Here is a 20245-nt window from a genome sequence, read left to right as displayed (position 1 = left end):
GTTAATTAAGAAGTTTGATTTTTGAAGTATTCTGAGGGAGATTTCCCCATAAGACTTTTAAAAGACTTATTGAATGTGGTTTTTGAGTTGAATCCTGCTTCTTGAGCTAAACCAAACATTGTCAGGTTTTTATACTTCTCTGATTTAGCTAATTCTACAAATTCTTTCACTCTATAGTAGTTCACATATTCGAAAAAATTCATCCCGATACGCTCGTTGAGTAACCTAGCTACCTCAGGGCTACTGACCTCCAACATTTCGGCTAATTCAGCTTTAAGTAGCTTTGCATTGAGGTAAGGCTTCTTTTCTACCATTAGCTCCTTCAACCTTAGCTCTAGCTGTTCTAAATCGGAATGCGAAAGTCTAGAATTCGAGTATTTTTTGACCTTGCTTAACTCTGCTATTTTGAACAATTCGGGCGATCTCAACACGTAGAAGGCTATAAACAAAATGATCAGTGCTAGGCTCATCCAAACCGTTTGCCAGGCCAATTTATTGAGCAACTGTATGCCCGCTAGGCTTAGCAAATACATGGTAAACCAACAAAGTAGACAACCACCAACAGCTATTAAAAAGTTATTAAAAAAGCGCGATTGCACTACATAGCTAATCTCAGACTCAAGCTTTGTTTTAAACTTTCGAAAAAGCCGTACCGACCGATACCAGTAGGTAACATTGTAGACTAAACCCACTCCCACAAAAAGCATCACATTCCTTAATTGCTCACCAGAGTCTGTTCTTGCTTGCAGCTCATCGTCAGATGGCCAAATGAAAAACATCACTACGAAGGCATTGTACACTACCGCAGGTAAGTAATGATATAGGTACTGAACTTTAAATCGCTCTCCATACAGTGAAGACTTAGTAAAAAGATAGACCGTTGGGCCGAACATTAGCGTAGCAAACTCAGAGAAAACCACCCATCTATAATTGTTTTCCACAATACCAGAGAGATAAGCTACCCTACTGCTTAAACCTACGGTGAGAATGATTATGAAAAAGACGATGTATCCGTTTACATTTTCTCTGTTTTTCGGAGAAACTAAGTAAACAAACAACAGAAATAGACTCTGAAGAAAGCCGAAATAAACAAGTTGGTTGAGGAATACCTGCATGGTTTATTAGTTGATAGCCATCTGATTGACGTGCTTCACTCCTTCATGATTCATTTTTAAGTTGAGGCGGTGAAAGCGTTCAAATGATTCTTGGCTGTCCCATTCTGTAATTATAAATAGATCGGGCTGATAAAAATAACCCAACGGAGATATTCCTTCCTCCATTAATAAACTCACTGTTCCACCAGAACTTTCTGCTTGTTGCAACCACTGTTCTTTGAACTGTTTAAAAGGCTTGGCTTTTTCAGACCAATAAGCAGTAAGCACCTTGAATTTTTCTTTGTGCACAACGAAGTTGACATCGGCTGACATTTCGTAGTAAGTGAGCCCAAAAGACGACCAAATGTTGCGTCTTCTCTGATGAAAGTCTGCCACCTCTCCTTCAATATCGTTCAAGAAAGCCTCTCTTTTATCGATGTCGTCCCATTTAGCTAGAATTAAGAGTTCTGGCTGATAATTTCCTTGTAAGTTTTCATTTACTCTAAACGAAGCAACTGGCTTATAACTTAAGGCTTCTCCTACAGGAACAGCCGTTTTCATATAGTCATTAAATAGCTCTTTTGTCCCAGGCTTTTGTGTGAGGAAAAGAAGATCAAGAACTTCTCCTTCCTTAAACCTATAAACTACTGAATCTGACTGAGCCATTGTTAAGCTACTTTGCAAACACAGAGTGAATAGCCAACTTAAAAGGCATACTATTCTGATTGCCCTGTTTTTCTTTAAATTTTTCATGCTGCCAATTTATTTGTCACTCCCATTCGGCAGAAGCAAAAAGGGCCTAGAGAGGTACGCATTCCGTATCGGTACCAAAAACGGACTGAAATTGTGGGTAAGTTTTTGAAAGATAGAGCTTCCCTCTGGTCTTAGCGTCTCGCTGAGACCCACGCCCAACCTATAAGTCTTAGCGAGACACTAAGACTAGGATTAAAGCCCTATCCTTATATCCCTCCCTCCCGATGCCTCGGAAGAGAAGGAATCTCTGTAGGCAAGAATTAAAAAACTTCCAAATTCAAGTACTCTTTAGCCACATTCATAAATTCCATACCCATAGAAAATTCACTATCTTTCATCTCAATAAATTATCCACTTTAAAACACACACATAATGGACTTAAACAAAGTCAAAAGCGTGGCTATATATCCTAGTATTGGTATAGCGCGTGTAGGCAACAGCCCGAACGAATACTTCATTGGCCCTACAATTCCTGGGGTAACAGCTCAAGACTCTGACGATTTCCGAGATGCTCAAGGCCGAATTAAAAGGCAGGCCGCACAGTTCCGCGTTTTCGGTCTAGATGACAAAGGAAATGTTCTAGGCGAACTCAACGAGAGTCATGGCGTAGCAATTGACTGGAAGGTTGATGTGGCCAATAAAAAAGCGGCTTGGTATCAGTTCGATATTGCATTGGATATTCCTGCTGCGGAAGGCTACTATGACGTTAACGGAAATGCTCAAAACCCAAGAGGGTTACCCACCCTTTGTCAGAAACGAAACCTTTACTATGATGGCTCAAGAAAAGAGCTAATGATTGAGGCTACTGCCAGAAGAATCAGCGGAAAAAACACTAATCAGAAAGGCACGGGAAAAGGATATATTTTCGAGGGACAAATCGGTAAGAAACAGACAGATGTTTACCTTGGCGAGGTAAGAACCGATGAAGAAGGTAGACTTCTTTTTCTAGGTGGAAGAGGCCATTCTGCAAGCTTTGAAGATAAACCCTTAACTACATTCGCCAATAATGAAGGCTGGCACGATGATACTTCTGACGGACCAGTAGATGCGTCTGTAAGCTGGGGCGAAGGAAAAAATAAGGTAACAATGGAGGCCGCTGGAGCTTGGGTGGTTGTAGCTCCACCTAACTACGCTGTAGGCGTTCAAGCGTTTACCACGGGCTACGAGCTATTGCAAGATGTTCAGTACAGAAATGGAACACACAAACCGAACAAAACAAGCTTCTATAAAAACGTTTACCCTACCCTTCAACACCTCACCCAAAATCAATGGGTAAATGCTGGAGTAAGCAGAGAGTTTGGCTGGGGAAGTGCCTACGAGTTCGACAATGAGGCATTACTCGAAAAACTGAATGACAAAAGCGAGAAAAACCGACCATTCCGCCAAACTATTTTGGAGTGTTTCAGAGACCCAACTTACACCGAAATGCAAGCTGAAGCATGGCCTCCACTGTATGGCGATGCCGTTACTTTCAACATGAACTCTACCGACCCAAGAAACTGGTATGCGGTTACTGAACTTCAGTACTTACACCTGAAAAATTGGGCTTTGGGAGACTTCGATGAAGACCAACCAATTCAGCCTAAAAAATGGGACGATATGTCGCCCGTAGAACAAGCGAACGGACTAACAGAAGCTGCTTTAGAAGAAACCCTAGGTGGACCTTTTCACCCGGGTTGCGAGTTCACTTGGCCAATGCGTAATGCTATAATATTCGATGACAAAGACCCTTGGCGAATCAAAAGGAGAAAGAACGTAAAAGATGATTTTGGTGTAGCACTTGACTCTTCAATTGCTTTGGGAGAAGGTGGCCCACTAGATGGAAGTTCTCCTGGAGACATCACCCGATGGATGGCCGTACCGTGGCAATCGGATACTTCTAGCTGTCTTTCTGCCTACAGGGCGTATGCTGGTGAATACCTGCCTACGTTTTGGCCAGCAAGAGTTCCGAACGATGTGCTCACCGAAAAGGATTATGAAACCATTCAGAATCCGAAAACTCCAAAAGAGAAGAAGATCAAGGCTTTCAGCCCTTCGAGCAGACGCAAGTGGTTGCGTGGTTATATCTTCACAGAAGACGGTCAGTTTATTGGTGGAAACTCCATTAGCGAACGCATGAAAGGAGTAACTAAATTCACCGAAGAATGGTACAAAATCGGAATCATTCTGAAGAAGCCATTGAAGAGCGACACTGATTTATTCCCAAAAGAAGTGTGGGTAGAAAGTGGTAGAAGCATTGATGAAGACCAGAAAAGAGGACTTCTGAAATCTTCTCAAGTGGAGTCTACCAAACGCCCTGATTGGGTCGATGTTAACCCTCGTAAACTGAGATAAACCTCTATGAACCAGAAAATTCTGGTATTAGGTGCTGGTACTGCTGGTTGTGCAGCGTCCATTTTTCTACGACAGTTGGGTTTTGAAGTAACCTTGGTAGAAAGACAGTCGCAAGCTAGCAGTACTGGCACTTTTAAAATTGGCGAGAGCCTCTCTCCCGATGCCTCTAAGTTACTTCAACAACTCAATGTTTGGGAAAGCTTCTGCCAAGCTTCTCATCTCAAATGCTATGGAAATGTAAGCTACTGGCATAGTAAAACGCCAACGCATCACGATTTCCTCCAGCACCCACTAGGGCATGGTTGGCATTTGGACCGTTTGGCCTTCGACCAAATGCTACTCAACAAAGCAACCGATCTGGGTGCACAGTTGCTTACCGAAACACGCATAACATCTATACGCTTTGAAAATGAGCAATGGAAGGTTGAATTGAACAATCCGCAAGGTAGCCATAGCACTAAGGCCGATTTTATGATAGATGCTACTGGCAGAAATAGCTGGCTAGCTAGACAAATGGGTATTGACCGACTATATGAGGCTGAACAGCTTGCCCTAGTGGCTTTTCTCAACATAGCAGAAGATTTTGAAGACAGCAGAACCCTAGTGGAAACCGAAGGCGCTGGCTGGTGGTACGCGGCTCCTATACCTGGCAACAGAATGGTGACGACATATTTTTATCCACCCGAGCGCATAAAGCTCCCCGCTCAGCCTACGGCAAAGGAATGGCAAAAACTCCTAGAACAGAGCCCACAAACCACCAAAAGAATTGCCCAAGCTCAAGGCGAATTAATAGCCGACTGTCATACTGTAGCGGCTCACAGTAGTATTTTGGAAGCACTATATGGTCCTGGCTGGATAGCCATTGGCGATGCCGCTCTCACCTACGATCCCATTTCAGCCCACGGTATAACCATGGCTATGGCCACTGCTAGAGATGCTGCCAACGCTATACTTTCCCACTTCAAAGGAAGTACCGAAGCACTGAATGCTTACGAATCCGTACTATGGGCGGCTTTTCAGCGATATGCTGAGGATAGACAGGGTTTTGTAGTTAAAGATTAAAGCTGATGATCCGGACTCTAGTACTAATCTTGACTTATAACCTTCAAAGAACAATCCCTCTACCCCAACATAAAGCCATTGACTAGTCCTTATTCACTCAAGGAGGACGGAGATCCAATCCCGACAACCTTCGGGACGTGACCATCGACTGATAAAGCACTTAAAAGTAAACACAGCAACCTCGATGGTTTTGATGTTGGTCGCGTTTCCTTTTGTTACTTTTCTTTTGGAGGATCAAAAGAAAAGTAAGTCATCAAGTTGCATCAGATAAAACTTGATTCCCCACCACGATTAATTCAAGACGCTGACCCAACAGTATAGGGGATCAATCGATGAAGACACCGATTGTGGCTAGGAAGACTGCAACTATAACACGTCATTTCCTCGTCCCGAACCATCGGGAGCGGGAATCCCCAAGGTCTGGTACCACAATTTGAAGAATTCAGCACCCCGCCAGTCATTGTGTCCTCACTTTGACGAATTCAAGCCGCTAAACCCACAACATGAATGATCAATCGATGTGGACACCGATTGTGGCGGCATGCCCTTTACCCTTTAGTGTGTTAGTCACTTGGTTCAATAAAACATTTGTGTGTAGATTGAACTTGGTCAAAGAAAATCAGATAACATGCACATTAACTTTAACCTCAAGGACTGTCTAATTCCAATCATTGCTTTAATCATTTTTGGTTGCAGTAATAAAAACGGCTCTTCTGATGATGATATCCTAGCCTTTGAACCTGTAGATAGTTTAGAAATAGAACTACCAGAGGAATTTTTACAGTTTACGTCTTGGAGCACTTACAATCGTGAAGATCAACAGATTCTCGTAGAGTATGGCTTAGGCAGTAATAACAGCCTGGTTATTCATCAGGTTGATTTTCTTTCAGGCAAGTATTTAGAACCAATAGTAATTCCTCAGCAAGGTCCGGGCGGATATAATTCATCTGACGCTTCCGTTTATTTCAAAAATCCTGATTCTCTTTTCGTATTCCCTGCCACAGCTCCACATTTCTACTTGTATAATAGCTCAGGTGAGCTGCTACAAAAAGTCAATTATAACGCGCCCGATAATTCAAAGCATAATGTAAGTGGCTATTATTCTAGCGCAGTTTTCTTGAATAAGAGAATATTCTTACCAACTGCACAATTTATTAGGTTTGACGACCCTCAAATCTTTACGAAATCAACTCCTATAAGATCTTTTGACTTTAGCAGTAATCAATTCATTGACTCTATTCCTTATCCTAGTTACACAAAAAATAAATCCATTACAGTAGATCGTCTGTCTCCAATAATAGCGGCAATCAATCAAGAATCATTAGTTATTAATTATCGATTTTCAGACTCTGTTTACTTCTGGAATCCAGCAACTAGCACAACGTCTAGCTTGTATCTAAGCTCAGACAAATTTGGTAAGGCCAAATTGTTCGATCGTTATCCAGATCGCGCGGAGAGCCTAGAATTCAAGGTTAAAGAAACTGATTTCGAAACAGTTATTTACCACGGAAAACGTCTCTACAGGATTATTAGTCATATTGATGAAGATGACAAGTCTCTTGAAGCTTATGAGCTTCTGCAAAACAATAAGCGAAAAATGACCCTACTCGAATATGACCTTGAAACTAAGACAAAGAGGCTATACAAGCTTCCGACCGCTAAGTATTTCACCTTTATTAATGATTACTTATATGTCGGAGGTATTTCTTTGCGAGAGGATGGTGATAAAACACTAAGGACCTTCTACAAATACAAGCTTGAATAAAGCCTAATTTAATTCAAAGTAGAGTTCATCTCATATCGCCAGTCGTTGCGTCCTCACCATGACGGATTCCAGATGCTAAACCGGAAGCATGAGCGATCAATCTGTGACACACCGGATTGTGGCGGCTGAGCAGCTTTCCCCTATTGGTCTGACCACTTCGAGTGGTCTGACCAATGAGCCTATCCCTTTCAATATTCACCCCCATTTTTATGTGAATGACATACAGAAATAATTATTCTAATGCTTTTATGGATTTTATTATCTTAGGTTTGAAAACACACACGGAATAGATAATTCCCCGTGATTTTCTAGAAACTAAAAAGGTGCGTATGGCATGCCATATTGGTTAGCTATCTTGCCAAACATTTATCTATTGAAATATATCGTGAATAAAAGCGCTCGTTACAAAACCTAATCAATGAAACAAGTAGTAGCATTTGCAGATGAATTTGGAAATAATTCGTTCGACTTTAATGGACAAGGAAGCCATTTCATAATTGCCAGTGTTATAATTAATAAAGACGAACTTGAAACTGTTAATAAGCAATTAGAAAATATTAGGAGATTTTTTTTTCAAACTGGTGAGATAAAATCTAGCAAGGTTAAACACAATCACAAAAGAAGAATCCTAATTCTAAATGAATTAACTAAAATCAAATTTTCTGTTTATGCGGTAGTTGTTGACAAAAGAAAGTTGTTCGGAGAAGGTTTTCAATACAAAAAGTCATTTTACAAGTATTTAAATGGAATACTTTACAAAGAGTTATATCGAACCTTTCCACAGTTAGAACTAAAGGTTGATGAACATGGTGGAAATGACTTCATGAGAAGCTTTAAAAAGTATGTAGAAAAGAATCACATCCGTTCTTTATTCTCAGGCTCGGAATTTTATGTCCAAAAAAGTCATAATGAATTAGGTGTTCAACTAGCAGACTTTATTGCTGGTACATTGGGATACATCTTTGATGAATTAAAAAAGTCTGACAAATCAGAGAAGTTTAGTGAGCTCTTAGAGCCAAAACTTATTAGTCTCAATCAGTTTCCAAAACAATTTGATCCTAAAGAACTGAATGAAAATGACCTTTTCACAGGATATGATGAAACCATATCGACATTAAGCATAAATAGAGTAAATGATTTTATTGATAAAACAACTGGCAATAATCAAGATGATAGAGATAGATTAAATTTCTTGAAGCTTCTTCTTTTATTTCATCAATCTAATCATCACAAGAAATATACTACCGCTCATGAATTCATGAATCATTTAAATGTTAATAGAGACAAAAGCCTGACCAAGGAGCAATTTGGAAGTAAGGTCGTTGGGCCATTGCGAGATAAAGGAATACTTATTGCAAGTAGTCGAGATGGATACAAAATACCAACAACGGCAATGGATATGAAAAAATTTATCAATCATGGTAAAAGCATAATCCTGCCAATGCTTCGCAGAATTGAGGAATGTCGAAATGCAATTTTATTAGCAACCACAAATGAGTATGATATTCTGGATGAAAACGAGTTTAAGAAATTAAAAAATATAATAGAATACGTGCGCTAACAAGATGTATTGCCAACCGAGCAAAAGTGAGAAATAGAATGTTCTGTTCATTGAGCAGGCAACGCCCCCACTGGTCTTAGCGTCTCGCTGAGACCTCACACCAAACAAAAACGTCTTAGCGAAACGCTAAGACTAGGTTTTGAGCCCCACCCCTGCCTGCGGCAGGCAAGCTTTTGACTCGTCCTGAATTCTCGGGAGAGAGGGACAGCACATTCTGCTAATATTAAACGATAGTGCTGCTGGCTGCACTCGGTACCGTCTTCCTCCTACGGGGGAAGATAAGAGATGGGGGCTTCTGTGCCAGAGTAAAGAGATTCCCGCCTACGCGGGAATGACGTGTTATGGTGAGGTTTGTGCTAGTTCTACCTACTCCTGCTCCTTCTTCTTAATCATGGTCAAAATCGTAGCAATGGCTACAGTTTCTCCGGTTTCATCGTACACATCTACCAAGAATTTCACGATGCCTTTGGCGATATCGTCTTTCTCCCCCTGGTCCCAAACTCCCAACAAAAAAGAGGCCGTCTCAGAAGTAACTGAGTCGGTCTTTTTTATTTTTAGTGGATTGTGGGTTTAGATTGACGGTTTTTATGATTGCCTGTCTTAAGAGATGGGTCTTTTAGGTTAAGCGGCTCTGAGGTTGCCCATTTTGGAGATGTTGTGGGCGATTGATATGAGGAGTGTCTCTATTTCCACTTTTTCCAGTCCCCTTAACATAAAGCGTTTGAAGCCCTTGTTGTGCTTGATTATGCCGAAGGTTGCTTCTACGTCTGCCGGCCTGTTGGCCCTGTGCCTCAGCCCCTCATCGCTGTGCAGGTTTCTGCGCACCTTTTCCTTCAGTTTTCTCAAGCCGTGGTTAAGCTGTACTGTGCGGTTTCCTTCGGCCTTGTGGCACTGGGGCCTCAAAGGGCAACCATTGCAGTTTTTGGCCTTGTATAGGCTAAGGTGCTGTTGGTAACCTGTCTTGGTAAGCCTGGTCTGTTCTCCTGTCTTTTCCATGGGTTGCCCCATGGGGCAATAAAGCTTGTCGGACTGTTCATCGTAATGCAGGTTGTTTACCTTGAATGGGTCTTGCTGCCACTTTTTGGTCTGTTCCTTATGGAAGTAGTTGTACTTCACGTAAGGCTCGACCTGTTCTTCTTGTAGGTAACTGTAGTTTTCTTCGCTGCCGTAACCAGCATCTGCACAGAGGGACTTTGGTGTTGTATTATAAAGCTGCTTGAACTGCTCTAGGTGAGGCTTCAGGGTCTGGGTGTCTGTGGTGGTCTGGTGGAGGGTGGTGTTGACGATGAACTGAGAGGAGGTGCTGATCTGCCAGTTGTAGGCCGGTTTTAGCTGGCCGTTGAGCATGTGGTCGTCCTTCATCCTCATGAAGGTGGCCTCATGGTCGGTCTTTGAGTAACTGTTCCTGTTTTGGAGTATGGCCTGCTTCTGCTCATACTCCCGGAGCTTTCCCGGCCAGTTCTTTTTGGCGTAGTTGAGCTTCTGCTTTACCTTTTTGCTTACCCGTTTGCCAGAAAGTGCCCTGTCTATCTTGGCCACCGTCTGTTCTACCTTGTTGGCGTCTATGGCCTTAAAGTCAATCTCTGGGGTGGTCGAAAGCTCTTCTTCTGCCAGTCTTTGGGTGTATTCCCACAGTTCTTCCAGTTGTCTGCCAATGCGCTCTTTGCTGGTGTTTATGGCCTTGCCCCATACAAAACTGTAGCGGTTGGCATTGGCCTCTATCTTAGTGCCATCGGTGTAGAGTTCCTTGATGCCCACCATGCCCTCTTCCACCAGCAACTGCACTACTTGGGCGAAAATCACCTTCAGGTCGTCCTTCAACCGATCGCTACGGAACCGGGCAAGGGTGTTGTGGTCTGGCTTGCTCATGCCGCTGATCCACATGAAGTGGATGTTCTCCGCCAAAGAGGCCTCCAGCTTGCGGGATGAGTAAACATTGCTCAAATAGCCATACACCAGTACTTTCAAAAGCATCTTGGGATGGTAGGAAGAACTCCCGCCACCTTTGTACTTCCGCTCCAGCACCTCTGTGTTCACCCTATCGATCACAGAGTTTACCAACCGTACAGGGTGGTGGGGGCTGATCAGTTCCTCAAGACTGGGGGGCAAAAGCATCAACTGATCTTGGTGGTAATCCTTGAAGACTTTCCGCTTGTTTGTCATACCTTAAAATAACACTCAAAGGCCTTATCCTAAAGAATTCAAGCAACTAATATCAAGACCATGAAAAAAGGGTGCCCTTTTGAGACACCCTCTAGGTTTTCCTTTTCATTCGGGAGATCCTGAAACACATTCAGGGTGATAAAACCCCTCTGTTCATTTTTAAGTAAGGCGCTAGAGTAAACGGATTCCCGATCAAGTCGGGAATGACGTGTTATAGTGAGATTCGCTCTTTCCCTACCCCTGATCCTTCTTCTTAATCATCGTCAGAATAGTGGCAATGGCTACGGTTTCGCCTGTTTCGTCATATACATCCACTAAGAACTTCACTATACCTTTGGCGATATCGTCTTTCTTTTCTTGCTCTACCTTTTCCTTCACCGTTAAGCGAACACCTATAGTTGCTCCGGGATAAACCGGCTTGGTAAAGCGACATGTTTCCAGTCCGTAGTTCAATAAAACCGGTCCCTTCTTCGCCTGAACGAACAAACCAGCAGCTGCAGAAAGCACAAAATAACCGTGTGCAACGCGACCTTCGAAGGTTGTTCCTTCCAATGAAGTCTCGTCTGTATGTGCATAGAAATGATCCCAGCTTACGTTAGCGAAGTTCACAATATCGGTTTCGGTTACCGTTCTTTTCGCAGTGATTACTGTCTCCCCTACTTCAATGTCTTCGAAGTATTTAGAGAACAAATGCTGCCCCGGATCTTTGTATTCACCACCGTATTGGTACTGCTTCGTGATCTCTGTCAAAGTAGTTGGCGAACCCTGGATAGCGGTACGCTGCATGTAGTGCATTACGCCACGCTTTCCACCCATTTCCTCGCCTCCACCGGCACGACCTGGACCACCGTGTGTCAACATTGGCATTGGTGAACCGTGACCTGTACTTTCCTTCGCACAAGCCTCGTTCAGTACCAAAATTCTTCCGTGATGACTAGCTGTTCCAATCGTATACTCGGTAGCAATTTTATCATCGGCCGTAGTGATTGAAGACACTAATGAGCCTTTTCCCTTCTTAGAAATGGCAATGGCTTCATCGATAGTTTTGTAAGGCAAAATGGTACTTACTGGGCCGAAAGCCTCCACATTGTGCGGCTCATCCACACCCAGCGGATTCTGATTTAAGAAAAGGATAGGTGAAATAAATGCACCTTTATCCCAATCGGCTCCCATCAGTTCCACTTTGTCGAGTGTACCGTAAACCATTTCGGAAGTTTTGGCTAGCTCAGCCACCTTTTTGGTTACCTCTGCCAACTGCTCTTTTCCGGCCAAAGCTCCCATTCTTACACCTTCCACAGAAGGGTCACCAATAGTGGTTTTAGCCAAGGCTTTGCCCAAAGCAATTTGAACATCCTCAACCAGCTTTTCTGGCACTATAATTCTTCGTACTGCAGTACACTTCTGCCCTGCTTTTACCGTAATTTCTTTTCGAACTTCCTTAATAAATAAGTCGAATTCTGCTGTTCCTGGTACTGCATCTTCACCCAATACCGCACAGTTCAGTGAATCGGCCTCTAAGTTAAATGGTACCGAGTTCTCAATGATTTGAGGAAGCGTTTTTAGCTTCTTACCTGTTTCGAAAGAGCCAGTAAAAGTCACGACATCTTGCGAATCGACATAATCTAAAAGTCCATTTCCATAACCAGAAACCAACTGCAAAGCACCATCAGGTAACAATCCTGAGTCGATAATTTCTTTCACCACGGCCTGCGTTAAGTAACAGGTTTGCTCAGCTGGCTTGATGATACACGGCATTCCGGCCAACCAGTTGACAGCAGCCTTTTCCAACATTCCCCAAACCGGGAAGTTGAAAGCGTTGATATGAACCGCCACACCTTCTTTCGGTACCATAATGTGGTGCCCAACGAATGATCCGCCTTTAGAAAGGCCAACCATATCGCCATCTACATGGTAAGAAGTGTTCGGGAATTGACGTCTTAAACTGGCATTTGAAAATACGTTTCCGATACCACCCTCAATGTCAATCCAGCTATCGATGCGAGTAGCACCAGTGGCTTTACTCACTTCGTAGAACTGTTCTTTCTTTTCCATGAGGTGGAAAGCCAAAGCTTTGAGCATGAGTCCACGCTCTTGGAAAGTCATTTTGCGCAAGGCTGGATTTCCTACTTTTCGAGCATAGTCATATGCTGCGCTGAAGTCTAAACCCTTAATGGTATGCGTTCCTACGACTTCGCCTGTAATGGCATGGTGCAAAACCTCGCCATCGCCATCGCCATGAATCCATTCGCCCGCAATAAAGTGTGGTATCTTATCTATCATTTCTTTTTCGTTTCGTTCCAGGTTTTATAATCTGCCGAAGCAATCGGTCGGTTAGGTTCAATTTCCCTAAGTGGTTCACATTCTTTTAGTGAAGCATAACAGTCGGCCGGAAGCTGCTGATACAACTTTGTTCCTTCTGTTTTCCAGCCAATCATATCATCGCTTACTTCTTTAATGCGCTTGGCTGGGTTACCCACAATAAGGCTTCTTTTTTCAAAAATAGAATTGGCTTTCACAAAGCTGAGTGCCCCAACAATAGACTCATCCCCTATTTCGGACTGATCCATAATTACGGCATTCATGCCTACCAATACGTTTTTACCAATTTGTGCTCCGTGAATAATGGCGCCATGGCCAATGTGTGCGCTTTCTTGTAAAGTGATGGTGATGCCGGGAAACATATGCACGGTACAATTTTCCTGCACATTGCAACCATCTTCAATCACAATTCTCCCCCAATCGCCACGAATGGCTGCTCCCGGACCGATGTAAACTTTCTTTCCAATGATTACATCGCCCGTAACGGCTGCCAAAGGATGGACAAATGCCGTTTCGTGAACAACAGGTTTGATATTGTTGAATTCGTAAATCATTAACCCACGTTTTCTAGGATTATGGCATAACCCTGTCCCACACCCACACACATAGTGGCGAGCGCATAACGCTTTCCGGTTTTTTGCAATTCTAAAGCTGCTGAATAAGTAATTCTAGCGCCTGTCATTCCCAGTGGGTGACCGATAGCAATAGCACCTCCATTCGGGTTGATGCGCTCATCGTCATCGGCAAGGCCTAAAGCTCTTGTGCACGAAAGTGACTGCGCTGCAAAAGCCTCATTAATCTCAATCACATCCATTTGATCGAGCGTTAAGCCAGCTTTCTTCAATGCTTTTTGGGTAGCCTCAACAGGACCGATGCCCATAATTCTCGGCTCTACACCTACCACACCTGAAGCGACAATACGTGCTTTCGGTGTTAATCCGTTGGCTTTAACTACCTCTTCTGAAGCTACTAAAACCGCTGCAGCACCATCGTTTAGTCCAGAAGCATTGCCAGCGGTTACGCTGCCATCATTTTTGAAGGCAGGTCTTAAGCCAGCAAGAATTTCTTGAGTTGTATTGGCTTTGATAAACTCGTCTTGGTTGAAGACGACTGGGTCTTTCTTGCGCTGTGGAATTTCAACCGCTACAATTTCCTCTGCTAATCTGCCACTTGCTTGTGCTCTAGCGGCTTTCATTTGAGAATTATAAGCGAAAGCATCTTGGTCTTCACGACTGATCTTGTGGATTTCTACTAAGTTTTCAGCTGTCATTCCCATAGAGTCAGTTCCGTAAACCTTTTCCATTTGTGGGTTGATGAATCTCCAGCCGAAGCTTGAGTCGTACATTTTGGCATCGGTACCGAAAGGTCTGGCCGATTTAGAAATCACCCAAGGCCCACGAGTCATATTCTCTACACCACCTGCAATGAACATGTCTCCATCGCCAGTTTTGATGGCACGGTTAGCCTGCACTATGGCCGACATGCCCGAAGCGCATAAACGGTTCACAGTTTCGCCTGGCACTGAGTACGGAAGTCCAGCCAAAAGCGAAGCCATTCTGGCCACATTTCGATTGTCTTCACCCGCTTGGTTAGCACAACCTAATATTACATCTTCGATTAAAGCTGGGTCAATTTGGCTATTACGGCTCATCAATTCTTTAATGACAATTGCGGCCAAATCATCTGCGCGAACAGCGCCTAAAGTGCCTCCGAATTTGCCAATCGGAGTTCTAATTCCATCTATTATAAAAGTATCTTTCATCGATTCTATTGGTAGTTCATGTCAATTAATGACATTTGAAATAGTCGAAGGGTTCCAGACAGTCATTGCATTTAAAAAGTGACTTGCAAGCTGTAGAACCAAATTGACTTAGCAATTTTGTATTGCGAGAGCCACAGTTGGGGCACTCTATATCTTCTTCGTTAGTAGGGTTTGGTGGAGCAATGCCATATTCCTTTAGACGTGCTTTACCCTCTTCGGTCATTAAGTCGGTGCTCCATGCCGGAGAAAGGACAGTGGTAATCTTGAAATCATTGATTCCCTCCTTTTTCAGCGCGTTGTTGATATCGCGTTCAATCTCCATCATGGCAGGACAGCCAGTGTAAGTGGGCGTAATTACCACCTCAATAAAGCCATCATCGCTCACTTTCACATCTCTGAGGATTCCTAAATCGGCAATTGAAATGACCGGAATTTCCGGATCTTTCACCTCATCTAGAATTTCTTCAATCTGCGACTTTGAGATTACCATTCGTTACCAGGATATGCTCTCTGTAAAAACTGTAGATCGGCTAAAATAAAGCCTAAATGCTCGCTATGTGTCCCTTCTTTTCCTCCTTTGTGCGCATAGTCACCTTCAGGAGTTGTAAGAGTAGCTTCTTCTAGAAGAGCTTTAATTTTTTCGTTTCTCTTTTCTTTAATTAACTCAAGAGAAACACCATAACCAGCCTTTTCAGCATCTTGGTCTACTGCATTCACAGAAACGATTTCGTCCTTGTATGACCAAAGTTCATTGACTGATTGCTGAATTCTGTTGTGGCTTTCTTCTGTACCATCGCCCAAACGGATTACCCAATCACCACTCCATTTCATGTGATATAGGGTTTCTTTGTGCGATTTTGCAGCAATAGAAGCCAATCTTTCATCAGAAGACTTCATTAGCTCTTCGTAGAAATAGCAACTGAACGTGTCGTACAGAAATTGTCGGAAAATAGTTTTTCCGAAATCGCCATTAGGCTGTTCTACCAACAACACATTTTTAAAGTCCCAAGCATCGCGTAAGTAAGCCAAATCATCTTCAGTCTTTCCTTCTTCTTGAAGCTCAGCAGCATACTGATAGAACAGTCTCGCCTGACCGATAAGATCTAGAGAGATGTTTGTAGTGGCAATGTCTTGCTCCAACACAGGACCATGACCACAAAGCTCTGCCAATCGCTGACCTAAAATCAGGCAATTATCTGCTTGCTGTATGATGTAGTTGAATTTATTCTGATCCTGCATTTTACATGTGCTTTAATTCGTCAGGCAAATTGTAGAAAGTTGGATGTCTGTACACCTTATCTTTTGCTGGTTCATACATCTGGTCTGAGTCTGCCGGGTCTGAAGCCGCAATATTTGTAGACTCTACCACCCAAATGCTAACGCCTTCATTTCTGCGGGTATATACATCACGGGCATTCTGAATAGCCATGTCTGCATCGGCTGCATGCAAGCTTCCTACATGCTTGTGATTCAATCCGGCTTTACTTCTTATAAATACTTCCCAAAGGGGCCAATTCTTGTTCATCCTTTTGATTTTTGATTTTAGATGTTCGCCCCGATGCCTCGGGGTACGAGTTATCTACTTTGTTTTTTCTACTTTACCCTTAATCCCTAAAGGGAGCGATCATACTGCATTAACTCACCTTTCAGGTCGCGGGGTCGCATTTCTGTTCCAACCCGACAAAGTAGACATTATGCTGCCTTCCTTTTGGCTTTCTTCTCGGCATGAGCATTGGCGGCTTCTCTTACCCAAGCGCCATTGTCCCAAGCAGATTTACGAGCCTCTATCCTTTGCTTATTGCAAGGACCATTACCGCTAATTACGTTGAAGAATTCTTTCCAATCAATTTCACCGAAATCATAATGTCCTCGTTCTTCATTCCATTTCAAATCTTTGTCTGGAACAGTTAGACCTAGCAATTCAGCTTGAGGAACAGTTACATCTACAAACTTCTGACGCAACTCGTCATTGGTGAATCTTTTGATTCTCCAGCGCATAGATTGCTCAGTATGCTTAGAATCTTTATCGGTTGGGCCAAACATCATTAATGAAGGCCACCACCAACGGTTCAATGCATCTTGCGCCATTTTCTTTTGCTCGTCAGAACCATTGCAAAGCGTAAGCATAATCTCATACCCTTGTCTTTGATGGAAAGATTCTTCCTTACACACTCTTACCATGGCTCTAGCATAAGGTCCATAAGAAGCACGGCAAAGCGGCACTTGGTTCATGATTGCAGCACCATCAACCAACCAACCAATGGCACCCATATCGGCCCAAGTGAGTGTTGGGTAATTGAAAATACTTGAATACTTGGCTTTACCAGAGTGTAGATCTGCGAATAAGTCGTCTCTATCTACACCTAATGTTTCACAAGCCGAGTAAAGATATAATCCGTGACCAGCCTCATCTTGAACTTTGGCAAGCGCAGCAGCCTTTCTTCTAAGTGAAGGAGCTCTTGTAATCCAGTTCGCTTCTGGCAGCATACCAACAATTTCTGAATGGGCATGCTGAGAAATCTGTCTGATCAACGTTTTACGGTAATGATCTGGCATCCAGTCTTTCGGTTCAATCCGAATATCTTGGTCGATCTTCTCGTTGAAATGCTGTTCTAATAATGCTGTATCCATAATTCTTGAGTTCTGGTTAAACGTCAAAATTCAATTTTACTGTTTCTGTTTTCGGGTAGCTCTGGCAGCTGAGTACCATGCCATTGGCCAATTCGTCTGGCTCTAAGGCATAATTTACTTCCATATCTACCGAGCCTTCTTCTACCTTACATATACAGGTGCTACAAACGCCACCTTTACAGGCGTAAGGTAAATCTAGACCATTGAGGATGGCTACATCCAAAATAGATTCACGTGAGTCGTAAGGGAAAGTGTAATTATTTCCATCTAACACCACGGTAACCTCACTTTTGGCCTGCTCATGCGTTTGCTCTTTCTTCTTACCTCCTCCTAATTTACCTAAAGGAGAAGTAAAAAGCTCCATGTGAATCTTCTTTGTTGGAACTTCCAACTCTAATAATGAGTCTCTGATGGACAGCATCATTGGTTCTGGGCCACAAGTGAAGAATTCATCTACTGAGTCTACATTGAAGAAGACTTGTGCAAATCGCTTCACCTTCTCTTGATCAATATAGCCTTGGTACATATCCATTTCTACCACCTCATCGCTTAAGACGTGGTGTAGAACAAACCTGTTCATGTATTTATTTTTAAGCGCTTCTAGTCTTTCCTGAAAGATGATAGAAGCAGATTTTCTATTGGCATAGAATAAGGTGAAATGGCTATTTGGTTCTGTTCTTAAGGTAGTCTCTATGATGGAAATGATTGGTGTGATACCACTACCTCCGGCAAAAGCCACATAGGTTTTCTCGTTTTCAGGATTCAACTCTGAGTAAAAACGTCCGTTTGGAGGCATTACCTCCACCATATCACCCACTTTGAGCTGGTCATTAGCAAAATTAGAAAACAAGCCACCCTCTACCCTTTTAATGGCTACCGTCAATTCATTGTCTAAAGGACATGAGCAGATAGAATATGAACGCCTCACCTCGTCACCATTTATAGTCTCTCTTAGGGTAAGATATTGCCCTTGCTTATACTGAAAATCGTCCTTTAGATTCTCAGGAATATCGAAAGATACCGCTGCTGAATCTTCAGTAGGATGATATAAGTCTTTGACTTTTAATGGATAGAATGCCATAACACTAATTTACTCTAGTTAAAAACTAACCAATATTAGTTAATGTTCGAAAAAAAATTAAGCCTTTTTCAAAATTCCTTTAAGAATGCCCTGCTTCAAATAGGCCTCCATTTCTAAACGATTATAATTCTTATATCGTGCGCACCAAGCATAAAGCGACCTGAGCGTAGAGAGAATCATAAACAGCATGAAGTTAACATCCATTTGAACTACATCGCCTTCAAACATGGCTTGCTCCAAAATTTCTTTGAACTGGTTTTCGTAGCTATCGCGAAGCTTTACATATTCCAATCTCTCATCAGCCTCAAGGTGTGTCCACTCACTGAGCATCAACGACATAGCATCTGGATTGACCACCGTAAGTTCGATATGGAGAGAAATGACCCGATCTATTTTATCTAATGAACTTAAAGAAGACGCATGAATTTCGTTGATTCTATGGTTGAACTCCCTGGCATTATTCATCACCAAAATAGATAAGAGCTCATGCTTCGATTTGATATGGTTATAAAGGCTAGGCCCTTCCATTCCCACCTTTTCGGCAATTTGTCTTAGCGAAGCCCCTTTAAAGCCTCTGGTTCTGAACAATTTAGCCGCCTGTTCTAAAATCTGCTGCTTACGCGAAGTGAGGCCATCCGTTGGTTTCATGGGCGAAAAATAGTGAATAATATTTTGGTGCAATCATTTATCACGCTCATCCAACTCTGAATGGGCTCATAGCACTCACTTTAAATTAACTAGTTGTTTACCACCAATTTGGATTTTGGTCTGTCATCCTTCAGCAAATATCTCGAGATTAGAGTAAAATACAACGCAATGAAAAATCTATTCAACACCCTCTTAATCAGCGCACTAATCCTATCTTCAAGCTTAGTAAATGGTCAGCAAGCAAGATTTAAAGACCATCTCCGAATTGATGTTCAGAGTCCTAACCTTCCTATTTACTATAAGTACTCAGAAAACGATTCTACCACTGTCACCATTGAATTGAGTTATGACAACTTCTACACTAAGAGTTTTCTTAAGAACGAAGAAATGGCATTATCCTTTTCAGATTCTGACCGAACCACAGTCTCACAAGGCAACGGAGGGGTTTATCGAAAAGCTAACTACAAATGGAAAGGCGATACCTTGTTTCTAGATTTCTATCCTTACTGGAATAAAAATGAATCTACAGGCCTAAAATCACCTATAGGTGTCACTGATATTGAAAGGCAACACCCTAAAGGCGGTACCTACTTTATAAAAATACCGAACAGGACCTCTTTGAAAGTGAGCACCAGAGCTGTAGCGGTTGGGGCTTTAACTGTTCCATTCAGATTACACTTTAATGGTAGAAACAGCGACAGTGACTACTTATTTACAAAAGATTTAAACGTAGGATTCTATGTGGGACTTGAAAGAGGATACAAATCATTCTACAACAGCAAGTATACCGATAAGGAATCGAGCACTACCCTAGTTTTTAGCTTTTTTAGCTTGTTGAGTGGACAAAGCCTAAAGCTAGGTAATACTTCTGACAGATACCCTGAAGGCAAAGAAACGTTTGAGGCATTCTACTCTCCGGGACTCATGACAACTCTAGCTTTTGGAGACATTCAATTAATAGCCGCCTTTGGAGTAGACCTCCCCCTATCTAATAACGCGAGTCAGTGGGATTTCTCAAGACGACCATGGGTAGGATTTGGTGCTGGCTACTCTATTTTCAAGCGATAGGGAT

Annotated in this window: 18 protein-coding genes; 5 read left to right on the top strand and 13 right to left on the bottom strand. The window is 42.6% G+C overall.

Annotated elements, in window-relative coordinates; all coding sequences use genetic code 11:
- Nucleotides 1-5: 5 nt before the first annotated feature.
- Both T7867_RS14010 and T7867_RS14005 read right to left on the bottom strand, forming a co-directional pair.
- Entirely contained in the window at nucleotides 6-1115 is a 1110-nt protein-coding gene (locus T7867_RS14010) for a helix-turn-helix domain-containing protein (protein ID WP_322299459.1), read from the bottom strand.
- 6 nt (nucleotides 1116-1121) lie between these two features.
- The gene (locus tag T7867_RS14005; protein ID WP_322299458.1) at nucleotides 1122-1760 is read right to left on the bottom strand and encodes a hypothetical protein; all 639 of its coding nucleotides are present in this window, start codon (nucleotides 1758-1760) and stop codon (nucleotides 1122-1124) included.
- Nucleotides 1761-2219: 459 nt separating this feature from the next.
- Here T7867_RS14005 and T7867_RS14000 point away from each other — a divergent pair, with 459 nt between their 5' ends.
- The 4 genes from T7867_RS14000 (at nucleotide 2220) to T7867_RS13985 (ending at nucleotide 8569) form a co-directional block, all read left to right on the top strand.
- Nucleotides 2220-4181: a LodA/GoxA family CTQ-dependent oxidase gene (locus tag T7867_RS14000; protein ID WP_322299457.1), complete on the top strand. Its 1962-nt coding sequence runs from the start codon at nucleotides 2220-2222 to the stop codon at nucleotides 4179-4181.
- Nucleotides 4182-4187: 6 nt separating this feature from the next.
- Nucleotides 4188-5243, top strand: coding sequence for an NAD(P)/FAD-dependent oxidoreductase (locus T7867_RS13995; RefSeq protein WP_322299456.1), 1056 nt, complete (start codon nucleotides 4188-4190; stop codon nucleotides 5241-5243).
- Nucleotides 5244-5871: 628 nt separating this feature from the next.
- Nucleotides 5872-7008 carry a hypothetical protein gene (locus T7867_RS13990; protein WP_322299455.1) on the top strand — a complete coding sequence of 379 codons (1137 nt, stop codon included), beginning with the start codon at nucleotides 5872-5874 and terminating at the stop codon, nucleotides 7006-7008.
- Between the two features lie 418 nt (nucleotides 7009-7426).
- A complete protein-coding gene (locus tag T7867_RS13985) occupies nucleotides 7427-8569 on the top strand; it encodes a DUF3800 domain-containing protein (protein WP_322299454.1) in 1143 nt (380 codons plus the stop codon).
- 366 nt (nucleotides 8570-8935) lie between these two features.
- Here the strand turns inward: T7867_RS13985 and T7867_RS13980 are convergent, their stop codons facing one another.
- The 11 genes from T7867_RS13980 to T7867_RS13930 form a co-directional block, all read right to left on the bottom strand.
- Nucleotides 8936-9076: a hotdog family protein gene (locus T7867_RS13980; RefSeq protein ID WP_322299453.1), complete on the bottom strand. Its 141-nt coding sequence runs from the start codon at nucleotides 9074-9076 to the stop codon at nucleotides 8936-8938.
- Nucleotides 9077-9190: 114 nt separating this feature from the next.
- Entirely contained in the window at nucleotides 9191-10732 is a 1542-nt protein-coding gene (locus T7867_RS13975; RefSeq protein WP_322299452.1) for an IS1182 family transposase, read from the bottom strand.
- A 234-nt stretch (nucleotides 10733-10966) separates the two neighbouring features.
- Entirely contained in the window at nucleotides 10967-13012 is a 2046-nt protein-coding gene (gene paaZ, locus T7867_RS13970; RefSeq protein ID WP_322299451.1) for a phenylacetic acid degradation bifunctional protein PaaZ, read from the bottom strand.
- Nucleotides 13009-13605: an acyltransferase gene (locus T7867_RS13965; protein ID WP_322299450.1), complete on the bottom strand. Its 597-nt coding sequence runs from the start codon at nucleotides 13603-13605 to the stop codon at nucleotides 13009-13011. The genes paaZ and T7867_RS13965 overlap by 4 nt, the downstream gene beginning before the upstream one ends.
- Entirely contained in the window at nucleotides 13605-14813 is a 1209-nt protein-coding gene (pcaF, locus tag T7867_RS13960) for a 3-oxoadipyl-CoA thiolase (RefSeq protein ID WP_322299449.1), read from the bottom strand. The genes T7867_RS13965 and pcaF overlap by 1 nt, the downstream gene beginning before the upstream one ends.
- Nucleotides 14814-14838: 25 nt before the next feature.
- Complete coding sequence (gene paaD / locus T7867_RS13955; protein ID WP_068223221.1) at nucleotides 14839-15303, bottom strand: 1,2-phenylacetyl-CoA epoxidase subunit PaaD; 465 nt, start codon at nucleotides 15301-15303, stop codon at nucleotides 14839-14841.
- Entirely contained in the window at nucleotides 15297-16052 is a 756-nt protein-coding gene (gene paaC / locus T7867_RS13950; protein ID WP_322299448.1) for a 1,2-phenylacetyl-CoA epoxidase subunit PaaC, read from the bottom strand. The genes paaD and paaC overlap by 7 nt, the downstream gene beginning before the upstream one ends.
- A 1-nt stretch (nucleotide 16053) precedes the next feature.
- Nucleotides 16054-16338 (bottom strand): 1,2-phenylacetyl-CoA epoxidase subunit PaaB, encoded by a 285-nt coding sequence (paaB, locus tag T7867_RS13945; protein WP_068223227.1) that lies wholly within the window; start codon nucleotides 16336-16338, stop codon nucleotides 16054-16056.
- Between the two features lie 167 nt (nucleotides 16339-16505).
- Nucleotides 16506-17444 carry a 1,2-phenylacetyl-CoA epoxidase subunit PaaA gene (gene paaA, locus T7867_RS13940; RefSeq protein WP_068223230.1) on the bottom strand — a complete coding sequence of 313 codons (939 nt, stop codon included), beginning with the start codon at nucleotides 17442-17444 and terminating at the stop codon, nucleotides 16506-16508.
- Between the two features lie 16 nt (nucleotides 17445-17460).
- Nucleotides 17461-18525 (bottom strand): 1,2-phenylacetyl-CoA epoxidase subunit PaaE, encoded by a 1065-nt coding sequence (gene paaE, locus T7867_RS13935; RefSeq protein WP_068223232.1) that lies wholly within the window; start codon nucleotides 18523-18525, stop codon nucleotides 17461-17463.
- 57 nt (nucleotides 18526-18582) lie between these two features.
- Entirely contained in the window at nucleotides 18583-19173 is a 591-nt protein-coding gene (locus T7867_RS13930; RefSeq protein ID WP_068223235.1) for a TetR/AcrR family transcriptional regulator, read from the bottom strand.
- Between the two features lie 168 nt (nucleotides 19174-19341).
- On the opposite strand from T7867_RS13930, the gene T7867_RS13925 reads away from it, so the two are divergent.
- Nucleotides 19342-20241: a hypothetical protein gene (locus T7867_RS13925; RefSeq protein ID WP_322299447.1), complete on the top strand. Its 900-nt coding sequence runs from the start codon at nucleotides 19342-19344 to the stop codon at nucleotides 20239-20241.
- Nucleotides 20242-20245 lie beyond the last annotated feature (4 nt).

The sequence above is a fragment of the Roseivirga spongicola genome (assembly GCF_034376045.1).
Lineage (GTDB): Bacteria > Bacteroidota > Bacteroidia > Cytophagales > Cyclobacteriaceae > Roseivirga > Roseivirga spongicola.
This window is presented reverse-complemented; position numbering and strand designations above follow the sequence as displayed.